The 17,095-nt window shown below is 68.6% G+C and carries 19 protein-coding genes and 1 pseudogene; 16 read left to right on the top strand and 4 right to left on the bottom strand.

Annotated elements, in window-relative coordinates; translation table 11 throughout:
* Positions 1-19 precede the first annotated feature (19 nt).
* Positions 20-982 carry an N-acetylglutamate synthase, CG3035 family gene (locus NM1_RS35010; RefSeq protein ID WP_068030321.1) on the bottom strand — a complete coding sequence of 321 codons (963 nt, stop codon included), beginning with the start codon at positions 980-982 and terminating at the stop codon, positions 20-22.
* Entirely contained in the window at positions 972-1,562 is a 591-nt protein-coding gene (locus NM1_RS35005; RefSeq protein WP_068030318.1) for a peptide deformylase, read from the bottom strand. Before NM1_RS35005 ends, NM1_RS35010 begins: the two co-directional genes overlap by 11 nt.
* A 169-nt stretch (positions 1,563-1,731) precedes the next feature.
* Here NM1_RS35005 and napA point away from each other — a divergent pair, with 169 nt between their 5' ends.
* From napA to NM1_RS44315, 5 genes are all read left to right on the top strand, one after another.
* Complete coding sequence (gene napA / locus NM1_RS35000; protein WP_068030316.1) at positions 1,732-2,082, top strand: nucleoid-associated protein NapA; 351 nt, start codon at positions 1,732-1,734, stop codon at positions 2,080-2,082.
* Between the two features lie 39 nt (positions 2,083-2,121).
* A complete protein-coding gene (locus tag NM1_RS34995; protein WP_084520339.1) occupies positions 2,122-2,685 on the top strand; it encodes a LytR C-terminal domain-containing protein in 564 nt (187 codons plus the stop codon).
* Positions 2,686-2,811: 126 nt separating this feature from the next.
* Positions 2,812-3,528 carry a superoxide dismutase[Cu-Zn] gene (gene sodC / locus NM1_RS34990; RefSeq protein WP_068030309.1) on the top strand — a complete coding sequence of 239 codons (717 nt, stop codon included), beginning with the start codon at positions 2,812-2,814 and terminating at the stop codon, positions 3,526-3,528.
* 13 nt (positions 3,529-3,541) lie between these two features.
* A complete protein-coding gene (locus tag NM1_RS34985; protein ID WP_068030301.1) occupies positions 3,542-4,681 on the top strand; it encodes a glutamate--cysteine ligase in 1,140 nt (379 codons plus the stop codon).
* A 100-nt stretch (positions 4,682-4,781) separates the two neighbouring features.
* Positions 4,782-5,264 (top strand): DUF5933 domain-containing protein, encoded by a 483-nt coding sequence (locus NM1_RS44315; protein ID WP_068030298.1) that lies wholly within the window; start codon positions 4,782-4,784, stop codon positions 5,262-5,264.
* Here the strand turns inward: NM1_RS44315 and NM1_RS44735 are convergent.
* A pseudogene (locus NM1_RS44735) lies at positions 5,245-5,442 on the bottom strand (SRPBCC family protein); the annotation flags it as partial. The gene NM1_RS44315 and the pseudogene NM1_RS44735 sit on opposite strands and share 20 nt — an antisense overlap.
* 146 nt (positions 5,443-5,588) lie before the next feature.
* Here NM1_RS44735 and NM1_RS42740 point away from each other — a divergent pair.
* From NM1_RS42740 to NM1_RS34940, 9 genes are all read left to right on the top strand, one after another.
* Positions 5,589-5,786, top strand: coding sequence for a hypothetical protein (locus NM1_RS42740; protein WP_147289174.1), 198 nt, complete (start codon positions 5,589-5,591; stop codon positions 5,784-5,786).
* 58 nt (positions 5,787-5,844) lie between these two features.
* Entirely contained in the window at positions 5,845-7,518 is a 1,674-nt protein-coding gene (locus NM1_RS34975; protein WP_068030295.1) for an NAD(P)/FAD-dependent oxidoreductase, read from the top strand.
* 11 nt (positions 7,519-7,529) lie between these two features.
* A complete protein-coding gene (locus NM1_RS34970; RefSeq protein WP_068030292.1) occupies positions 7,530-9,044 on the top strand; it encodes an ATP-binding protein in 1,515 nt (504 codons plus the stop codon).
* On the top strand, positions 9,044-9,397 hold the full coding sequence (locus NM1_RS34965) for a UBP-type zinc finger domain-containing protein (protein ID WP_068030289.1): 354 nt from the start codon (positions 9,044-9,046) through the stop codon (positions 9,395-9,397). Before NM1_RS34970 ends, NM1_RS34965 begins: the two co-directional genes overlap by 1 nt.
* Before the next feature lie 116 nt (positions 9,398-9,513).
* On the top strand, positions 9,514-9,948 hold the full coding sequence (locus NM1_RS34960; protein WP_068030285.1) for a hypothetical protein: 435 nt from the start codon (positions 9,514-9,516) through the stop codon (positions 9,946-9,948).
* Positions 9,949-10,052: 104 nt separating this feature from the next.
* Positions 10,053-10,265, top strand: a complete 213-nt coding sequence (locus tag NM1_RS34955) for a hypothetical protein (RefSeq protein WP_068030282.1) — start codon at positions 10,053-10,055, stop codon at positions 10,263-10,265.
* Entirely contained in the window at positions 10,255-11,250 is a 996-nt protein-coding gene (locus NM1_RS34950) for an RNA polymerase sigma-70 factor (protein ID WP_211339599.1), read from the top strand. The genes NM1_RS34955 and NM1_RS34950 overlap by 11 nt, the downstream gene beginning before the upstream one ends.
* A gap of 153 nt (positions 11,251-11,403) precedes the next feature.
* A complete protein-coding gene (locus NM1_RS34945) occupies positions 11,404-12,489 on the top strand; it encodes an NAD(P)/FAD-dependent oxidoreductase (RefSeq protein ID WP_068030280.1) in 1,086 nt (361 codons plus the stop codon).
* A 60-nt stretch (positions 12,490-12,549) separates the two neighbouring features.
* The gene (locus tag NM1_RS34940; RefSeq protein ID WP_084520337.1) at positions 12,550-13,371 is read left to right on the top strand and encodes a Clp protease N-terminal domain-containing protein; all 822 of its coding nucleotides are present in this window, start codon (positions 12,550-12,552) and stop codon (positions 13,369-13,371) included.
* Between the two features lie 152 nt (positions 13,372-13,523).
* Here the strand turns inward: NM1_RS34940 and NM1_RS34935 are convergent, their stop codons facing one another.
* Positions 13,524-14,288, bottom strand: a complete 765-nt coding sequence (locus NM1_RS34935; RefSeq protein WP_068030276.1) for a trans-aconitate 2-methyltransferase — start codon at positions 14,286-14,288, stop codon at positions 13,524-13,526.
* 94 nt (positions 14,289-14,382) lie between these two features.
* On the opposite strand from NM1_RS34935, the gene NM1_RS34930 reads away from it, so the two are divergent.
* Together NM1_RS34930 and groL are read left to right on the top strand one after the other, a co-directional pair.
* Complete coding sequence (locus tag NM1_RS34930) at positions 14,383-14,676, top strand: DUF222 domain-containing protein (RefSeq protein WP_068030273.1); 294 nt, start codon at positions 14,383-14,385, stop codon at positions 14,674-14,676.
* A 181-nt stretch (positions 14,677-14,857) separates the two neighbouring features.
* Positions 14,858-16,483 carry a chaperonin GroEL gene (groL, locus tag NM1_RS34925; protein ID WP_068030271.1) on the top strand — a complete coding sequence of 542 codons (1,626 nt, stop codon included), beginning with the start codon at positions 14,858-14,860 and terminating at the stop codon, positions 16,481-16,483.
* The last annotated feature ends 612 nt before the right edge of the window (positions 16,484-17,095 follow it).

Below are 17,095 nucleotides of genomic sequence, written 5' to 3'. Positions count from 1 at the left end.
GATTTCTTTCCCAGCGTGCTCAGTCCGGTGCCGCGTAGCGGTAGTTGTGGTGTTCGAGGAACCCCATCTCCCGGTACATCGCCAGCGCCCCACCATTGTCCACCCCTACCTGTACATAGGCGTGGGTGGCGCCGCGGCGCTGTCCCCAGCGCAGGAGCTCGGCACAGATCAGGGTGCCCAGTCCGTGGCGGCGGTGCGGGGCCGCGACGGCGAGGCAGGTGAGGCCGATCCAGCACCGGCCGTCGGGCGCCGTGGTGACCGCGCCTCTGCCGACCGCGAGCGGAGTGGGCAAACCCAATGCCGCGAAACCGATTTCGCCGTCCCGCACCGCCGTGAGGACCGCCTCGTCCACCGGCGGCGGTGGCACCGGCACGGTGTCCTCACCCTGGAATCGGTACAGCTCCATCCAGGCCTCCGGCGGCAGCGGCTCGATCCGGACCATCGAAGGGCCCTGCGGGAGAACGACATTGTCGATATCCAGGCCCAGCACGGCGGTCTCACCCCAGGTGCGCCAGCCCGGCGGCACCGGCGCCAGCCGGTCCGGCAGCCGCAACTGCAGCGGCAGCCCCTGCTCGGTGTACCACTGACCGATCCGGTGCAGGGTATCCGGATGGGTTGTCGCGGGTCCCTCCGAGTTGCCCAGCGGCACTGCGGAATTGGCTCGATTCGTGTACCCGTTGCCCGCCGCGGACAGCCAGCCGTCGATCCGGGTGTGCCGCAGGCCCGGCCAGCCGTCGGTCGCCGCCGCCTCCAGCGCCCGGATCTCCCGGGTGCGAACCGGCCTGGCCCCCAACGGTTTCATGGCCACCACGCGGTCGGCGGCGATGGATACCGTCTGGCCGTCGGCGGTGCGCACGGTCGGCGGATCCACCGACATCAGCTCGCCGATGACATCGGTGAACTGCTGGGGATAGCCCGACGGCAGCCGATACCGCACCACGACCCGCCTGCCGGGCGGGATGTCGGGCAGCTCAGTCGTCATGTCCGAAGGGGTCCGGCCCCTCGCCGGGCAGCCAGCTCAAACCCGGTACGCCCCAGCCGTTCCGCTTGATCGCCTTCTTCGCCGCGCGGGCATTGCGCCCGATCAGCACGTCCACGTACAGGAAGCCGTCGAGGTGGCCGACCTCGTGCTGCAGCATCCGGGCGAAGAAGCCCTTGCCCTCGATCTCGACCGGATTGCCCTGCTCATCGGTGCCCGTCACGCGCGCCCAGTCCGCGCGGCCGGTGGGGAACTGCTCGCCCGGCACCGACAGGCAGCCCTCCTCGTCGTCGTCCGGATCCGGCATGGTCTCCGGGATGTCCGAGGTCTCCAGCACCGGATTGACCACCGCGCCGCGGCGGCGGTTCATCGCGCCGCTCGCGTCGACATCGGGACAGTCGTAGACGAACAGGCGCAGCGAGACTCCGACCTGATTGGCCGCCAGCCCGACGCCGTTGGCGGCATCGAGCGTGTCGTACATGTCCGCGATCAGCTCCGCGAGCTCCTCCGGCGATTGGGTGACCTTCTCGGTCGGAGTGTGCAGAACGGGATCGCCGACGACGCGGATCGGGAGAATCGCCATGGTCGGTCACTTTACGCGGGCGCCGGAACAGCCCGTGGCAGTGGACACGTCGGCGCCGCCCGACACGCCGAAGGAGCGAACGGGGAACGCCGCCGTTCGTGGTTGAATGAGCGACGACGTATAGCAGCCCTGGACGCAGTCGTCAGGTGTAACTCGGCGAGGGAGCGATATGGACAGCGCAGCGGCCCGGAATCTATCCGCAAGCGAGGACAGCTCTTCCGTGGATGCGGACGGCGCGGTTGCGGTACCGGTCGACGAGACCGATCCCAGCGGACTGACCCGCCGCGAACTCGACATTCTCGATTTCGAACGCAAGTGGTGGAAGTACGCGGGCGCCAAGGAGGAGGCCATCCGCGAGCTGTTCGGCATGTCGGCCACCCGCTACTACCAGGTGCTCAACGCCGTCGTCGACAGGCCCGAGGCGCTGGCCGCCGATCCGATGCTGGTGAAGCGGCTGCGGCGGCTGCGGGCCAGTCGGCAGAAGGCCCGTGCGGCACGGCGCCTGGGCTTCCAGGTGTGATGCGGGCGTCCACGTCCGCAGGCGACTAGGGTCGACCAGGTGAGCAACCCCAATCCGCCCTCCGGTGGACCGCCGCTGCGAGCGCTCGCGATGGTGCTGATCGCGCTGGCCATCGTGTTCGCCGGCCTCGGCGCGATGTCGCTGTCGAGTTCCGACTCCGAGGCTTCGGACAGCTCGACGCAGGGACAGGCGACCCAGGGCCAGCCCACCAGCACCACCGCACCGAAGCCGGTCGCGACCACCACATCGGCCGCGGCGCAGCCCACCACGACCACCGTGGCACCGACGACCACGACCGCCGCGCCGACCACGCCCGCGGGCGCCGACAAGACGGTTCCCGTGCGGGTGCTCAACAACAGCACCATCGTGGGCCTGGCCGCGCAGACCGCGGGTCAGCTCACCGCCGACGGATGGACCGTCGCGGAGACCGGCAACTACCCCGGCGGCGTGGTGCCGAAAACCACGGTCTACTACGGCAATACGCCCGGCGAGCAGGCGGCGGCGCAGTCCATCGCCGCGGAATTGGGCGTCACCGCCGAGCCTCGATTCGCCGGAATCGCGAACTCGCCGCCCGGCGTGATAGTGATCGTCACAGGGAACTGAACGGTCGTCTCGGGCAACCCGGCCCGACGCCTCAACTGGATAACGGCTCTGGCATCATCTTGTCCGGTAACGAATCTGTCCACTCAGCTTTACTCGTAAACTCGGTACTCGTAAAGGAGTTCCCCGATGGCCCCGTCCACAACTCGTCGCCCGTCCTGGCGGACTGTGACCCCGGTGCTGGCGGTCGCGGTCTTCGGTCTCGCGGCCTGCACCAACAGCCAGGAGTCGAGTGACGTCAAGGGCACCACGCCGCCGGTGTGGACGGGCTCGGCCGGGGCGGGTGAGTCCACCGGATCCGGCGAGCACGGCTCCGGACACGGCGCCGAGCACGGCAACGGCTCCGCGCCCGCGGGCGATTCGGTGTCGGTGCCGCTGAAGGATCCGGCCGGCGCCCAGGTCGGCACCGCGTCGATCGCCAAGTCCGGCAACCACCTGGAACTCATCGTCGAGGCGCACGGCCTCAAGCCCGGCTTCCACGGCCTGCACTTCCACCAGTTCGGCAAGTGCGAGGCCAACTCCACGGCGCCGTCGGGCGGCCCGGCGGGCAACTTCCTGTCCGCGGGCGGGCATCTGCAGGTCGGCGACCAGAGCACGCACCCGGCCAGCGGCGATCTCACCTCGCTGTCGGTGCGGCAGGACGGCACCGCCAAGCTGGTCACCACCACCGACTCCGTCACCCTGGACGATCTGAAGGGTAAGGCCCTGATGATCCACGCCGGTGCGGACAACTTCGGGAACATTCCGAGCCGATACACGCAGGCCAACGGCACCGCCGGACCGGACGCCGAGACGATGGCGACCGGTGACGCGGGGGGCCGGGTTGCCTGTGGCGTAGTCGGGTAAGCGCGGGGATGCCATGGGCGGGGTCGGTCAGGTTCAGTGGAACAGCTCGCCCCGCCCGACGCTGGGCGTCGAATGGGAGATCGCGCTCGTCGACAAGCAGACGCGGAACCTGTCCAACCAGGCCGCCGCGGTCTTCGACGCGGTCGGTGACCTGCGCGCGCACGACGGTACCCCGCAGATCACCAAGGAACTGCTGAAGAACACCGTCGAGCTCGTCAGCGGCGTGCACGACACGGTGGGCGAGGTCCTCGACGATCTGAGCGGCACCATGGACGCCGTGCGCGGCGCCGCCGACCGGGCCGGGGTGGATCTGTTCTGCGCCGGGACCCACCCGTTCGCGCAGTGGTCGACCCAACAGCTCACGCGCACAGCGCATTACGACGAACTCATCGAACGCACCCAGTGGTGGGGGCGGCAGATGCTGATCTGGGGCGTGCACGTGCACGTCGGGGTTTCCCACCCGGAGAAGGTCTTTCCGATCCTGAACACGCTGCTGCTGTCGTATCCCCATCTGCTGGCGCTGTCGGCGTCCTCGCCCATGTGGGCCGGAATCGACACCGGGTACGCCAGTAACCGGGCGCTGATGTTCCAGCAGCTGCCCACCGCCGGGTTGCCGTTCCAATTCGAGAACTGGTCGCAGTTCGAGGGTTTCGTGCACGACCAGATGAAGACCGGGGTGATCGAGCAGCTCGGCGGCATGCACTGGGATATCCGGCCCGCCCCGAAATGGGGGACGATCGAGGTGCGGGTGTGCGACGGAATCCCCACGCGCCTGGAGCTTTCCGCGCTGGTCGCGCTCATCCACTGCCTGATCGTCGATCTCGACCGCCGCGTCGAGGCGGGGGAGACGATGCCCACCATCCCGCCGTGGCACGTGCAGGAAAACAAGTGGCGCGCAGCACGTTACGGCCTGGACGCGATCATCATCACCGACGCGGACAGCAACGAGCGCCTGGTGACCGACGACCTGTCGGAACTGCTCAACCGGCTCGAACCGATCTCGAAGCAGCTCGGCTGCGAGCAGGAACTGTCCCTGGTCGCCGACATCCCCAAGCGCGGCGCTTCCTACCAGCGCCAGCGCCGCGTGGCCGCGGCGGCCCAGGGCGACCTGGTGGCCGTCGTGGACGCCTTGGTCAAGGAACTCGACAACTAGCCTGGTCGAGGCCGGATCGTGACCCCGGCGAAGGGTGCGTCGCCGATCGGTGGCCGGTCGTTCAGCTGCTCAGCGGGGCGGCGTTCATCGGCCGTTTACTATGGTCGTCGTGCTACTCGACGACCCGCGTTCCGACTTCGGTGGTGATGCTCGCCGGAGCCGCATGCCGTCGAAGCGGGTGCTGGTGTCCGGTGCGGTGGCGGCCGTGCCCGTCCTGCTCGTCGTGCTGCAGATCGTGGCCTCCTACAACGATTTCGAGGGCCCGCTGCAGAGCCTGTGGGCCGACTACGCGGGTACGCCGAAGTCGATGACGGTGCCGTGGGCCGGGCTGGCGCTCGCGCTGGTCGGCCTGTCGTGGCGGCGGCGATTCATCACCCTCGGGATCGCGGTGGCGATCGACGTCGTCTGCGCGGTGGTGCGGGTGCTGCTGGGCGGGCCGGTGACCGTCGGCAACGGGGCGGTGATCGCGCTGACCGGGCTGGCGCTGGTCGCCTGGTTCGGCTGGGAGGGCGCGGACCGCCGCAATGCGCTGCACGCGGCCGCGGCGTGCCCAGCGGCAGCATTCGGACCGTGTTCGGGCTGAACTCCGGCATCCGCTTCAGATCGGAGACGACCGCCCAGACCCGCTCGCGCGGGGCGGCGATGTCGACGGTGGCTTCCAGGGTGTTCGGCAACGTTGCCCTCCGAGGTGTGACGATCGGTAACGGGAATCCTACTGGGACACGGCCCCGTCGGCCCGGTCGGAGTGACGCGGGACACACTCGATTGAAAATCAACTAGATCACATTCTGATGTGATCGGTATCGGTACCTGTAATAACGGACGCACAATGGCAGATAGATGAAGCGGCAGGCAACGAAGCAACCGACCCGAGCCCGAGTTTTCGTCCAACGTGAGGTGATCGGCCGTGAAACTGCGCTTTCTCCTCCACCGCAGGCAGCCGGATTCCGTTCCGCTACTTCCGGTTCCAGAATCCGACGACGCCCCCGCCCCACCCCGGCACGGTGGTAAGAGATCCCAACACAAGGCTGTCGAGCGCGAGGAGCGGCTCGAGCGGTTGCTGACCCAGAAGGAGCTGGACCTGGTCCAGCACCACCGGCTGTGAACGTCCGGCGGGGCACGTTCGGCGGGAACCCACTTGCGTCGACGCCCATACTTTTGAGGTGACTTCACCAGCTGTCGCCAAACCGGCAATCCTCAGTGTCGACGACGACCCGGGTGTCTCCCGGGCTGTGGTCCGCGATCTGAGGCGCCGCTACGGCGCGGATTATCGGATTCTGCGCGCGGAATCGGGCGCCTCCGCGCTCGACGCGCTTCGTGAGATGAAACTGCGCGGCCAGCCGGTCGCCGTGCTGATCGCCGATTATCGGATGCCGGGCATGGACGGCATCGAATTTCTCGAGCAGGCGATGGATCTGCACCCGTATGCGCGCCGGGTGCTGCTGACCGCCTACGCCGATACCAATGCCGCCATCGAGGCGATCAATGTCGTCGATCTCGATCACTATCTGCTCAAGCCGTGGGATCCGCCGGAGGAGAAGCTGTACCCGGTGGTCGACGCCCTGCTGGAGGCGTGGCGCGGAGACGAACACCGGCCGGTGCACGAGACGAAGGTGATCGGGCACCGCTGGTCCGCCCGCTGCTCGCAGGTGCGCGAATTCCTGGCCCGCAACCAGCTGCCCTACCGCTGGTACCTGGCCGACGAGCCGGAGGGTTCGCGGCTGCTGGAGGCGGCCGGGGCCACCCAGGACCAGTGCCCCGTGATCATCGACGCCGCGGGGCAGGCCCTGATCACCCCCTCCGACGCCCAGCTGGCGGGCAGCGTCGGGCTCAGCACCGACCCCACCGGCGACTTCTACGATCTGATCGTGATCGGCGGCGGTCCGGCCGGGTTGGGCGCGGCGGTCTACGGCGCGTCGGAGGGCCTGCGGACCGTGCTGGTGGAGCGCACGGCCACCGGCGGCCAGGCCGGGCAGAGTTCGCGCATCGAGAACTACCTCGGTTTCCCGGACGGATTATCGGGCTCACAGCTGGCGGACCGGGCGCGGCGCCAGGCGGTCAAGTTCGGCGCCGAGCTGATCACCGCGCGCGAGGTGGTGGGGCTGGAGGCGTGCGGTTCGGCCCGGGTGGTGCGCTTCGACGACGGCAGTTCGGTCGCGGCGCATTCGGTGCTGATCGCCACCGGCGTCAACTATCGCCACCATCCGGCTCCGGGCGTGGACGATTACACCGGGCGCGGGGTGTACTACGGCTCGGCGATGACCGAGGCCGCCGACTGTGCCGACCGCGAGGTCTACATCGTGGGCGGGGCGAATTCGGCCGGGCAGGCGGCGGTCTTCCTGTCCCGCAATGCGAGCACCGTGCACATTCTGGTCCGTTCGGACTCGCTGGATCGGGGCATGTCGCACTATCTGGTCCAGCAGATCGAGCAGATCCCCAACATCAAGGTGCACACCTGCACCGAGGTGGTGGCCGCCGACGGCGACGACCACCTGGAGCGGATCGTGCTCCGCAACAATTCCACCGGCGCGGAAGAAAAGGTGGACGCGGAGCGGTTGTTCCTGTTCATCGGCGCCGCACCCGAGACAGACTGGCTCGACGGCCTGGTCGTCCGGGACGAGGCCGGATATGTGCTGGCCGGCCCCGACCTCCTGGTCGAGGGCGCCCGCCCGGCGGGCTGGGAGCTGCCGCGGCCCCCGCATCATCTGGAGACCAGCGTGCCCGGCGTGTTCGTGGCCGGCGACGTGCGGTCGGAGTCGGCCAAACGGGTCGCGTCCGCCGTGGGCGAGGGTGCGATGGCCGTCATGCTCGTTCATCGATACATCGCGAAACAGTAGGAGTGTGCGCCATGGCTGACGACGCAGCGGCCGATTACGTCAAGGGCACGGAATTGATCTGTGACCCGGAGGAATTGCGCACCCTGTTCCTGTTCGAGAAGCTCGACGACGAACAGCTGGCCTGGCTGTGCCGGGACGGGCGCGTGGAGCATTTCGAGCCGGGGCCGGTGTACCGCGAGGGCGATCCGGCGACCTGCTTCTACGTCCTGATGGACGGCGAGGTGGTGCTGACCAAGATGTCGGCGGGCGAGGAGATCGAGCTGGTCCGCACCGATCACCGCGGCTCCTACGCCGGTGCCTGGACCGCCTACATGGGCGACAAGGCCGAGCAGAATTACACCGGGTCGTTCTCGGTGACCAAGCCGTCGAAGTTCTTCGTGCTCGACGCGGGCACCTTCGCGCGCATGATGCAGGACTGGTTCCCGATGGCGCTGCACCTGCTCGAGGGTGTGTTCTTCGGCAACCGCAATGCCAACGAGATCATCGGCCAGCGCGAGCGGCTGCTGGCGCTGGGCTCGCTGTCGGCGGGGCTGACCCACGAGCTGAACAATCCGGCGGCCGCCGCGGTGCGGGCCACGTCGTCGCTGCGGGAACGGGTCGCCGGGATGCGGCACAAGCTGAAGATGATGGCGCACGGCAAGTTCGACCCGTCGTCGCTGGAGGCGCTGGTGCAGCTGCAGGAGGAGGCCGCCACCCAGGTCGCCAAGGCTCCGACGCTGACGACGCTGGAGGCCGCCGATCGCGAGGACGAGCTGGGCGATTGGCTCGCCGACCACGGCATCGCCAACGGCTGGGACCTGGCGCCCAACTTCGTGCAGGCCGGATTCGACATCGACTGGCTGGAGAAGGTGGCGGCCACCCTGGAGGGCAACGACAGCGGGGTGTTCGAGGGCGCGATCCGCTGGCTGAACTACACGGTCGAGACCGAGTTGCTGATGAACGAGATCGCCGACTCGACCACCCGCATCTCCTCGCTGGTGCACGCGGCCAAGCAGTATTCGCAGATGGACCGGGCGCCGTTCCAGGTGGTCGACATTCACGAACTGCTCGACAGCACCCTGGTCATGCTCGCCCGCAAGATCGGCGACGGTATCGAGATCGTCAAGGACTACGACCGGGGCCTGCCGCAATTGCCTTGTTACGCGGCGGAATTGAATCAGGTGTGGACGAACCTGATCGACAACGCGGTCGCGGCGATGGCGGGCAGGGGCACGCTCACCGTGCGCACCTATCACGAAAACGACTGTGCCGCAGTGGAAATCTGCGATACCGGGCCCGGGGTGCCCGATGAGCTCCGGCACCGGATCTTCGAACCGTTCTTCACCACCAAACCGGTGGGCGAGGGAACCGGTCTGGGACTGGACATCTCGTTCCGGATCGTGGTGAACAAGCACGGCGGCGACATCCGGGTGGAGTCGGTGCCGGGAGACACCCGGTTCATCGTCCGGCTGCCGCTGAATCGACAGCAGGACGAGGGTGACACGACGGAAGGTCAAGCAGCGCAAACGAATCCTGGAGGTCAGTGATGTCTCAGGCGATCGAGGGGATCGATCCGGCGGCGGCGCCCAGCGGCCCCGGCTGTGTGGAATGCGAACAGGCCCGCGGCTGGTGGGTGCATCTGCGGCGGTGCGCCCAGTGCGGCCACGTCGGCTGTTGCGACTCCTCCCCGTCGCAGCACGCCACCAAGCATTTCGCGGCGACCGGCCACCCGTACGTGCAGAGCTACGAGCCCGGCGAGGAATGGTTCTGGGACTTCCGCACCGAGGAGATGTTCGGCGAGGGCCCGGAACTCGCACCGCCGCACGATCATCCGTCCGGCCAGTCGGTGCCGGGGCCCCGCGATCGGGTCCCGAGCGACTGGCAGAGCCACATCCACTGAAACGGCGCCCGGAACGGCCGGGCGGAGTGCGCGGGTTTTCATCCGCGCCCCCGCCCGGTACGCTGCGACGCGCGCCGGACAGGCCGGGCGCATGCGACCACCGGGATTAGACGTCTATGAAACGACTTTCGGCTACTGCCGTCGTGCTGGGCGCACTGGCAGTGGGACTGACCGCGTGTGGCGGCGACGACAAGACCACCGACGATGCCAGCGGATTGCGCAGAAACGCGCCGTCGATCACCGCACCCTCCGCGACCGCGGCCCCTCCGGTCACCGGTGCCGCCACGGAGTCCCCGGAGGCCGCCCCGACCAGCGTGTCCCGCTCGGGCAATACGTCACTGGGCCCCGCCTCGCAGACGACGTGCGGCGAGTTCAAGAATCTCGATACCGACGGCGAGAAGTCGCTGATGGAGTCGCTGCTCGCGGAGAATCCGGGATCGAAGTTCGAGGGCAGCCCGAATGTGGCGCTGGGCACCGCGAAACTGGTGTGCCTGGCGGAGAGTCAGGCCGACAAGCCGGTCGCCGTCGCCATCGGTATCGCGGAGCAGTAGCGCGACTTTCGCCTTAACCGATCGTTTGGCACCCGATAAGCACTGCGGCGCATGGTCTTCCCATGCGCCGCGACAGGTGCGGTGCCGGATCGGCGGGAGGCCCCGTGAAGAAGTTGGCAATTGCCGCGCTGGCGTCCGGCGCGCTCGCCCTGTCGCTCACCGCCTGCGGTCCGGCGGACGGATCCGACGAGGGAGCGGGCCTGCGCAAGAACACCCCGACGAGCGCGACTCCCACGAGCACGGAGCGGCGCCTGCCCCGGATCCAGCTCCCGGATATCAAGTGGCCCAAGGAAAACGGTGGCACCGATGCCCGGTAGCGATACGCTCCCGCACGCCCGGGAGCGTCTGCCGCACCGCAGGCGGCATCGGGCCGCGCGGGTGGTGGCGGGTATCGTCGCCGGTCGGTGGCGCACGGTGAAGGCGGGTGAGCGAGTGGACGACGCGGGGCTGGTCGAATTCGAGCGGCATCGAGTGCGGCTGTTCGCCCTGGCCTACCGCATGCTCGGCGCCGCCGGCGAGGCCGAGGACGCCGTGCAGGAGGCGTACCTGCGCTGGGAGGGTACCGACCGCGCCGAGGTCCGCTCCGCCGAGGCGTGGCTGACCACCGTGGTGGTGAATCTGTGCCGCACCTGGCTGGATTCGGCGCGCTCGCGCCGCGAGACCTACACCGGCCCCTGGCTGCCGGAACCGGTGCCGACCGGCCGCGGGGAACTCGGGCCGCTGGAATCGGCCGAGCAGCGGGATCTGGTGTCGATGGCGGTGCTGACGCTGCTGGAACGATTGTCACCGGTCGAGCGCGCGGTATTCGTGCTGCGCGAGGCATTCGACTACGCGCACCGCGAGATCGCCGACATGCTGGAGCTGACCGAGGCGAATTCGCAGCAGCTCTACAGCCGGGCCCGCCGCCGCGTTCGTTCCGAGCGCACCCGCTTCGATGCTCCGCCCGAGCAGGCCCGAGAACTGTTCGAACGCTTCCTGACCGCCGCCCGCACGGGCGACGTGGCCGCGCTGGAGCAGATGTTCACCGCCGACATCGTCGCCGTGGCCGACGGTGGCGGCAAGATCACCGCGGCCCGCCGCCCGATCGTCGGCGCCACCAAGGTGGCTCGCTACCTGTCGGGGCTGTTCAACCGCGAGATCCCGGGTCTGGAACTCACCATCGAGGAGATCAACGGCACCCCCGCCGCAGTGGCCCGAGTGAACGGCGCCGTGCTCGTCGTCGGCATCGCCGATGTGACCGGCGACCGAGTCTCCGCCGTCCGCCTGATACTCAACCCGGACAAACTCGCCCGCATCGCATAGCCGTCCGTCTGTCCGGCGTGCCCGCCTCCCTATTCTTCCGGCACGCTTTCGGCCGGAATCTGGCGGAATGTGACGCACCATACGTTCCTCCGATGTCAGGGCGGAGGGACCTGTCCGGTCTGTTGAGTGTCGGCCTTTCGAAAGGAGTCACTCATGACCGGATCGCATCGAATCGTTGTGCTGGGTGCCGGATACGCGGGTCTGTCGGCGGCGCGACGGCTGGCACGCCGGGCGAAGGGAGCGCAGATCACCGTCGTGGATGCGCGCTCGGAGCTGGTCGAGCGGGTTCGCCTGCACCAGCTCGCCGCCGGGCAGCGGATTCCACGGTGGGACCTGCGGGAGCTGCTGGAGCGCAAGGGAATCCGGTTCGTGCAGGGGCGTGCCGTCGAACTGGATCCGGCGGCGAAACGGATATCGCTGGCCGACGGAACCGTGGTCGGTTACGACACGCTGGTCTACGCCCTGGGCAGCGCGGCCGATGTGGAAAGCGTTGCGGGCGTGCGGCTCTACGCCCGCACCGTGGCCACTCCCGATGATGTCGCGGGGTTGGGAACGCTGACCGGGACGATCGCCGTCGTCGGCGGCGGCTCGACCGGAATCGAGACGGCCACCGAACTCGCCGCGGCGCGACCGGATCTCACGGTGCTACTGCTGAGTTCGGCGGAACCCGGGGCCTGGCTGTCGGACAAGGCGCGCCGTCACATTCGCGCGGTGCTGGACCGGCTCGGTGTCGAGGTGCGCTCGGACGCGAAGGTGGTCGAGGTGCTGCCCGACGGCCTCCGGCTGGCGGACGGCAGCCTGGTTCCGGCCGAAACCGTGCTCTGGACAACAGGTTTCGAGGTTCCCGAGCTCGCGGCGCGCGCCGGTCTCGCGGTCGACGCCCGCGGCCGCCTACTGGTCGACGAGGCGCTGCGCACCTCGGATCCCGCCGTGTACGCCGCCGGTGACTCCGCGGCGATCGCCGGACCGGACGGCCGCGAGTTGCGGATGGCGTGCGCGACCGCGCTGCCGTCCGGCGCCCACGCCGCCACCGCGGTAACGGCCCGGCTGCGGGGCGCGCAGCCTCCCGCTCTGCGGTTCCGCTACCAGGTCCAATGCATCAGCCTGGGCCGCCGCGACGCGGTGATCCAGTTCGTCCGCCCCGACGACACCCCGACCGGCCGGGTCCTCACCGGCCGTCCGGCGGCGTGGTTCAAGGAGGCCGTGGTCCGCGGTGCGGGATGGTCCACGCGCCCGTGACTCGAAGCCCACGTCAACTATTGGTTGACGATCGTCTCCTCGTCAACCTATCGTTGACGCATGACAGACAAGGTACGCCTCGACGATCTGATCGACGGCATAAAGAAGGCCCGGCCCGACGACGTCTTGGAGCAGCTCACCGATGCCGTGGTCGCGGCCGGACATCTGGGCGAGGTGGCCGATCATCTGATCGGCCACTTCGTCGACCAGGCCCGCCGCTCCGGCGCCTCGTGGACCGATATCGGCAGCAGCATGGGTGTCTCCAAGCAGGCCGCGCAGAAGCGATTCGTGCCCAAGGGGCCTGCCGACCCCGGGATGGATCCGAACGCCGGATTCGCGCGATTCACCCTGCGGGCCCGCCAGGTCGCGGTCCAGTCCCAGGAGGAGGCGCGGAGCGCCGGCAGCGTGGAAATCCAGCCGGAGCACCTGGTGCTCGGCCTGCTCGCCGACCCGCAGAGCCTGGCGTGCCAGGCGATCGTCGCCAAGGGCGTCTCGCTGGATGCCGTGCGCCGGGTCGCGACCGCGGCACTGCCCCCGGCGTCCGCGGAAGTCCCGGAACTCATCCCCTACAGCGCCACCGCCCGCAAGGCGCTGGAACTGACCTTCCGCGAGGCGCTTCGGCTGGGCCACAACTACATCGGCACCGAACACATCCTGCTCGCCCTGCTGGAGCAGGAAGACGGCACCGGCGCCCTGTCCGGCCTCGGCCTGAACAAGGACGAACTGGAGAGCGACATCGTGGCCGTACTCGCCCAGATCGTGAACGCCACCCAGCAGCCCGGAATGCCTCCGGCCCCGCCGCAGCCTCCTACGCCGCCCACCCCGCCACAGCCGCCCAGCCCGCCGGGGCCGCCGACCCCGCCGCAACCGCCGACCTCCTGATCCACCGCGCCACGCACTGTCGGGTCCGCGCCGTAGACCGTGCGCGTCCGGTGAGTTCGAGCATCGAAGCTCGCGGCGGATCCGTGCGGCCGCCGGGCTGGTCGCAATGTCGCTCGCTCGGCGTCACCCGCCGGGCCCGGCCGCAGGGTCGGTCAGGGCCTGTGGGCGACCGCGAAGACGCGGCGGAACGGCAGCCAGGTGGTGCCGTCGGGCTGGCGGGGGTAGGCGGTACGCAACCGCGGGGCGAGCTCGGCGACGAATCGGTCCCAGTCCGCGTCGTCGAGGGCCTCGCGCACCGGGCGCAAGGCGGTGCCCGACACCCATTTCAGCACCGGATCGTCACCGGTCAGGCGCTGCAGATAGGTCGTCTCCCAGGCGTCCACGGCCCACCCCGCCTCGGCGAGCACCGTGGCGTAACCGGTCGGGTCGAGGACATTGCGGGCCTCGAGCACCCCGGTCGGCGCCAGCCGGTCCCGCCACCGATCCGTTCCGGCCACGTCCCGGATCGACCGGTGCGACGGCGCATCGAAATTGCCCGGCACCTGGACCCCCAGCCACGCGCCGGGCGGGAGCTTCGCCGCCCAGTCGGTCAGCAGCGCCGGGTGGCCCGGCACCCACTGCAGCACCGCATTGCACACCACGACGTCGGTATCGGGCTCGGGCTCCCACTCGCGGACATCCAGCAGCGTGGCGTGCACCCCGCGCGCCCGGGCCGCGGCGACCATCTCGGGGGAGGAATCGGACGCCTCGACGATGGCATCCGGCCAGCGTTCGGACAGGGCGTTGGTCAGATGTCCCGGACCGCAGCCCAGATCCACGACACGCCGCGGCTGCTCGGCGCGCACCCGGCCGAGCAACTCGAAAAAGGGTCGTGAGCGGTGATCATCGAAGGCCAGGTACTGCTGGGGATCCCACATCGGCGGCTCCAAAACTCGCATCTACCAAACCGTACGTACGTACTGTATGACCCGGATGCGGGTTGCACAAGGGTCGTCAAGATACGATGTCGCTATGGCGGATGACGTGGATTCCGACCTAATAGCGGGGGAATTGCGCGCTGACCTGCTGCGCGCGCTTTCCTATGTCCAAACGGAGGACGGTGAGGACGGCAGTTACATCGTGAACGGCGACCTCCCACCCGAGGTGGCGCCGCCGTTCATCCGCGCCATCATGCGCATCGAGGCGGAGTTGCTGCTGCACGACGCCGAGCAGGTCACCGTCGAGCGGGGTGAACCGCGCTCGCCGGAGGAGCGCCGCACCGACGCCTTTCTCGCCCTGGCGTTGCGGGTCACCGATACCACGTAGCCCTGTGGGCTCGACCTTGCACTCGATATCCCTGAGTGCTAGAAAGGGATCTGGCACTCTCAACCCGTGAGTGCCAGGTCGGGACGGTGAGAGCGGGTGCCACGACACCCCCGTTCGTCCGTCGCGGGCACCGAGCCTGGCCAGCATCGTGTCACCCCCAATCCTGGAGGATCACTTCGCAATGGCCAAGACGATTGCGTACGACGAAGAGGCCCGCCGCGGTCTCGAGCGGGGTCTGAACAGCCTCGCCGACGCTGTCAAGGTGACGCTGGGCCCCAAGGGCCGCAACGTCGTCCTGGAGAAGAAGTGGGGCGCCCCCACGATCACCAACGATGGTGTGTCCATCGCCAAGGAGATCGAGCTGGAGGACCCCTACGAGAAGATCGGCGCCGAGCTGGTCAAGGAAGTCGCCAAGAAGACCGACGACGTCGCCGGCGACGGCACCACCACCGCCACCGTGCTCGCCCAGGCGCTGGTGCGCGAGGGCCTGCGCAACGTCGCGGCCGGTGCGAACCCGCTGGGCCTGAAGCGCGGCATCGAGAAGGCCGTCGAGGCCGTCACCAACCGCCTGCTCGACTCGGCCAAGGAGGTCGAGACCAAGGAGCAGATCGCCGCCACCGCCGGTATCTCGGCGGGCGACCCGTCCATCGGTGAGCTGATCGCCGAGGCCATGGACAAGGTCGGCAAGGAAGGCGTCATCACCGTCGAGGAGAGCAACACCTTCGGTCTCCAGCTGGAGCTCACCGAGGGCATGCGCTTCGACAAGGGTTACATCTCCGGTTACTTCGTGACCGACCCGGAGCGCCAGGAAGCGGTCCTCGAGGATCCGTACATCCTGCTGGTCGGCTCGAAGGTTTCGACCGTCAAGGACCTGCTGCCGCTGCTGGAGAAGGTCATCCAGGCCGGTAAGCCGCTGCTGATCATCGCCGAGGACGTCGAGGGCGAGGCCCTGTCGACCCTGGTGGTCAACAAGATCCGCGGCACCTTCAAGTCCGTCGCCGTCAAGGCCCCGGGCTTCGGCGACCGCCGCAAGGCGCAGCTGGCCGACATCGCCATCCTCACCGGTGGCGAGGTCATCAGCGAAGAGGTCGGCCTCAACCTGGAGAACGCCACCGTCGACCTGCTGGGTCAGGCCCGCAAGGTGGTCGTCACCAAGGACGAGACCACCATCGTCGACGGCGCGGGCGACGCCGAGGCCATCCAGGGCCGCGTGGCGCAGATCCGCACCGAGATCGAGAACTCCGACTCGGACTACGACCGCGAGAAGCTGCAGGAGCGCCTGGCCAAGCTGGCCGGCGGTGTTGCGGTGATCAAGGCCGGCGCCGCCACCGAGGTGGAGCTCAAGGAGCGCAAGCACCGCATCGAAGATGCCGTGCGCAACGCCAAGGCCGCCGTCGAGGAGGGCATCGTCGCCGGTGGTGGCGTGGCCCTGCTGCAGTCGGCCCCGGCCCTGGACGAGCTGAAGCTGACCGGCGACGAGGCCACCGGCGCGAACATCGTGCGGGTCGCCCTGGCCGCTCCGCTGAAGCAGATCGCCTTCAACGCGGGCCTGGAGCCCGGCGTGGTGGCCGAGAAGGTCGCGGGCCTGCCCGCGGGCCAGGGCCTCAACGCCGATTCCGGCGAGTACGAAGACCTGCTCCAGGCCGGCGTTGCCGACCCGGTGAAGGTCACCCGTTCGGCCCTGCAGAACGCGGGCTCGATCGCGGCGCTGTTCCTCACCACCGAGGCCGTCGTCGCCGACAAGCCGGAGAAGGCGGCCGCCCCGGCGGGCGACCCGACCGGCGGCATGGGCGGCATGGACTTCTGAGTCCTGCCTCCGCCTTTCCGGCGCACTCTCGGCCGGAGTCTCTCGGGAGCCGGTCCACCGTTTCGGTGGGCCGGCTTCCGGCTTTTCGGCGGGGTTCTACAACGGCAATTCGGAAACCAATGGGTTGGTTCGGGAATGGAGCTGCCCGATGCTGGGTTGTACCTCTTGTCGTCACCGCGCCGTCGACTGCTGTTTGGCCGTATGACCAGGCGATTTGACATCGAAAGCGGTTGGCACGTAACTTATTCCAGGTCAGAGCGACACGGACGCCGACCCGGGCCGAGAGGCCAGGGACACGAGGTGGGACGATGAGCGCCTGATGATCACATGGTTCGACCGAGACCCCGATTTGGTTCGGGGTGGCTGGCTGAGCTAAGCTCGAAAAGTTGCCTCACCGATCGAGCGGGCGGAAGCCCGGGAGATGGTGTGTGCGTGTGTTCTTTGAGAACTCAATAGTGTGTCGATGAATGTCAGTGCCAATTATTTTTGGTTCCGGCGCTTACACCCCCGTGTGGGTGTCGGATTTTTTGTCAGCTATTTTCCGGCTGGCGTTTAAGTTAGGTTTTCGGACTCTGGTTCGATGCATTCTTCTGATTTGCCCTTCGGGGCAGG

The sequence above is a fragment of the Nocardia mexicana NBRC 108244 genome, assembly GCF_001613165.1.
Taxonomy (GTDB): Bacteria; Actinomycetota; Actinomycetes; order Mycobacteriales; family Mycobacteriaceae; genus Nocardia; species Nocardia mexicana.
This window is presented reverse-complemented; position numbering and strand designations above follow the sequence as displayed.

Excerpts from the sequence above, each read along its gene's own strand:
- NM1_RS34970 (WP_068030292.1), top strand. The coding sequence starts at position 7,530 with ATGGCTGACGACGCAGCGGCCGATTACGTCAAGGGCACGGAATTGATC.
- NM1_RS34985 (WP_068030301.1), top strand. The coding sequence starts at position 3,542 with ATGGGCGGGGTCGGTCAGGTTCAGTGGAACAGCTCGCCCCGCCCGACG.
- groL (WP_068030271.1), top strand. The coding sequence starts at position 14,858 with ATGGCCAAGACGATTGCGTACGACGAAGAGGCCCGCCGCGGTCTCGAG.
- NM1_RS35010 (WP_068030321.1), bottom strand. The coding sequence starts at position 982 with ATGACGACTGAGCTGCCCGACATCCCGCCCGGCAGGCGGGTCGTGGTG.
- NM1_RS34965 (WP_068030289.1), top strand. The coding sequence starts at position 9,044 with ATGTCTCAGGCGATCGAGGGGATCGATCCGGCGGCGGCGCCCAGCGGC.
- NM1_RS34945 (WP_068030280.1), top strand. The coding sequence starts at position 11,404 with ATGACCGGATCGCATCGAATCGTTGTGCTGGGTGCCGGATACGCGGGT.
- NM1_RS34950 (WP_211339599.1), top strand. The coding sequence starts at position 10,255 with ATGCCCGGTAGCGATACGCTCCCGCACGCCCGGGAGCGTCTGCCGCAC.
- sodC (WP_068030309.1), top strand. The coding sequence starts at position 2,812 with ATGGCCCCGTCCACAACTCGTCGCCCGTCCTGGCGGACTGTGACCCCG.
- napA (WP_068030316.1), top strand. The coding sequence starts at position 1,732 with ATGGACAGCGCAGCGGCCCGGAATCTATCCGCAAGCGAGGACAGCTCT.
- NM1_RS34935 (WP_068030276.1), bottom strand. The coding sequence starts at position 14,288 with ATGTGGGATCCCCAGCAGTACCTGGCCTTCGATGATCACCGCTCACGA.
- NM1_RS34960 (WP_068030285.1), top strand. The coding sequence starts at position 9,514 with ATGAAACGACTTTCGGCTACTGCCGTCGTGCTGGGCGCACTGGCAGTG.
- NM1_RS34940 (WP_084520337.1), top strand. The coding sequence starts at position 12,550 with ATGACAGACAAGGTACGCCTCGACGATCTGATCGACGGCATAAAGAAG.
- NM1_RS44315 (WP_068030298.1), top strand. The coding sequence starts at position 4,782 with ATGGTCGTCGTGCTACTCGACGACCCGCGTTCCGACTTCGGTGGTGAT.
- NM1_RS34930 (WP_068030273.1), top strand. The coding sequence starts at position 14,383 with ATGGCGGATGACGTGGATTCCGACCTAATAGCGGGGGAATTGCGCGCT.
- NM1_RS35005 (WP_068030318.1), bottom strand. The coding sequence starts at position 1,562 with ATGGCGATTCTCCCGATCCGCGTCGTCGGCGATCCCGTTCTGCACACT.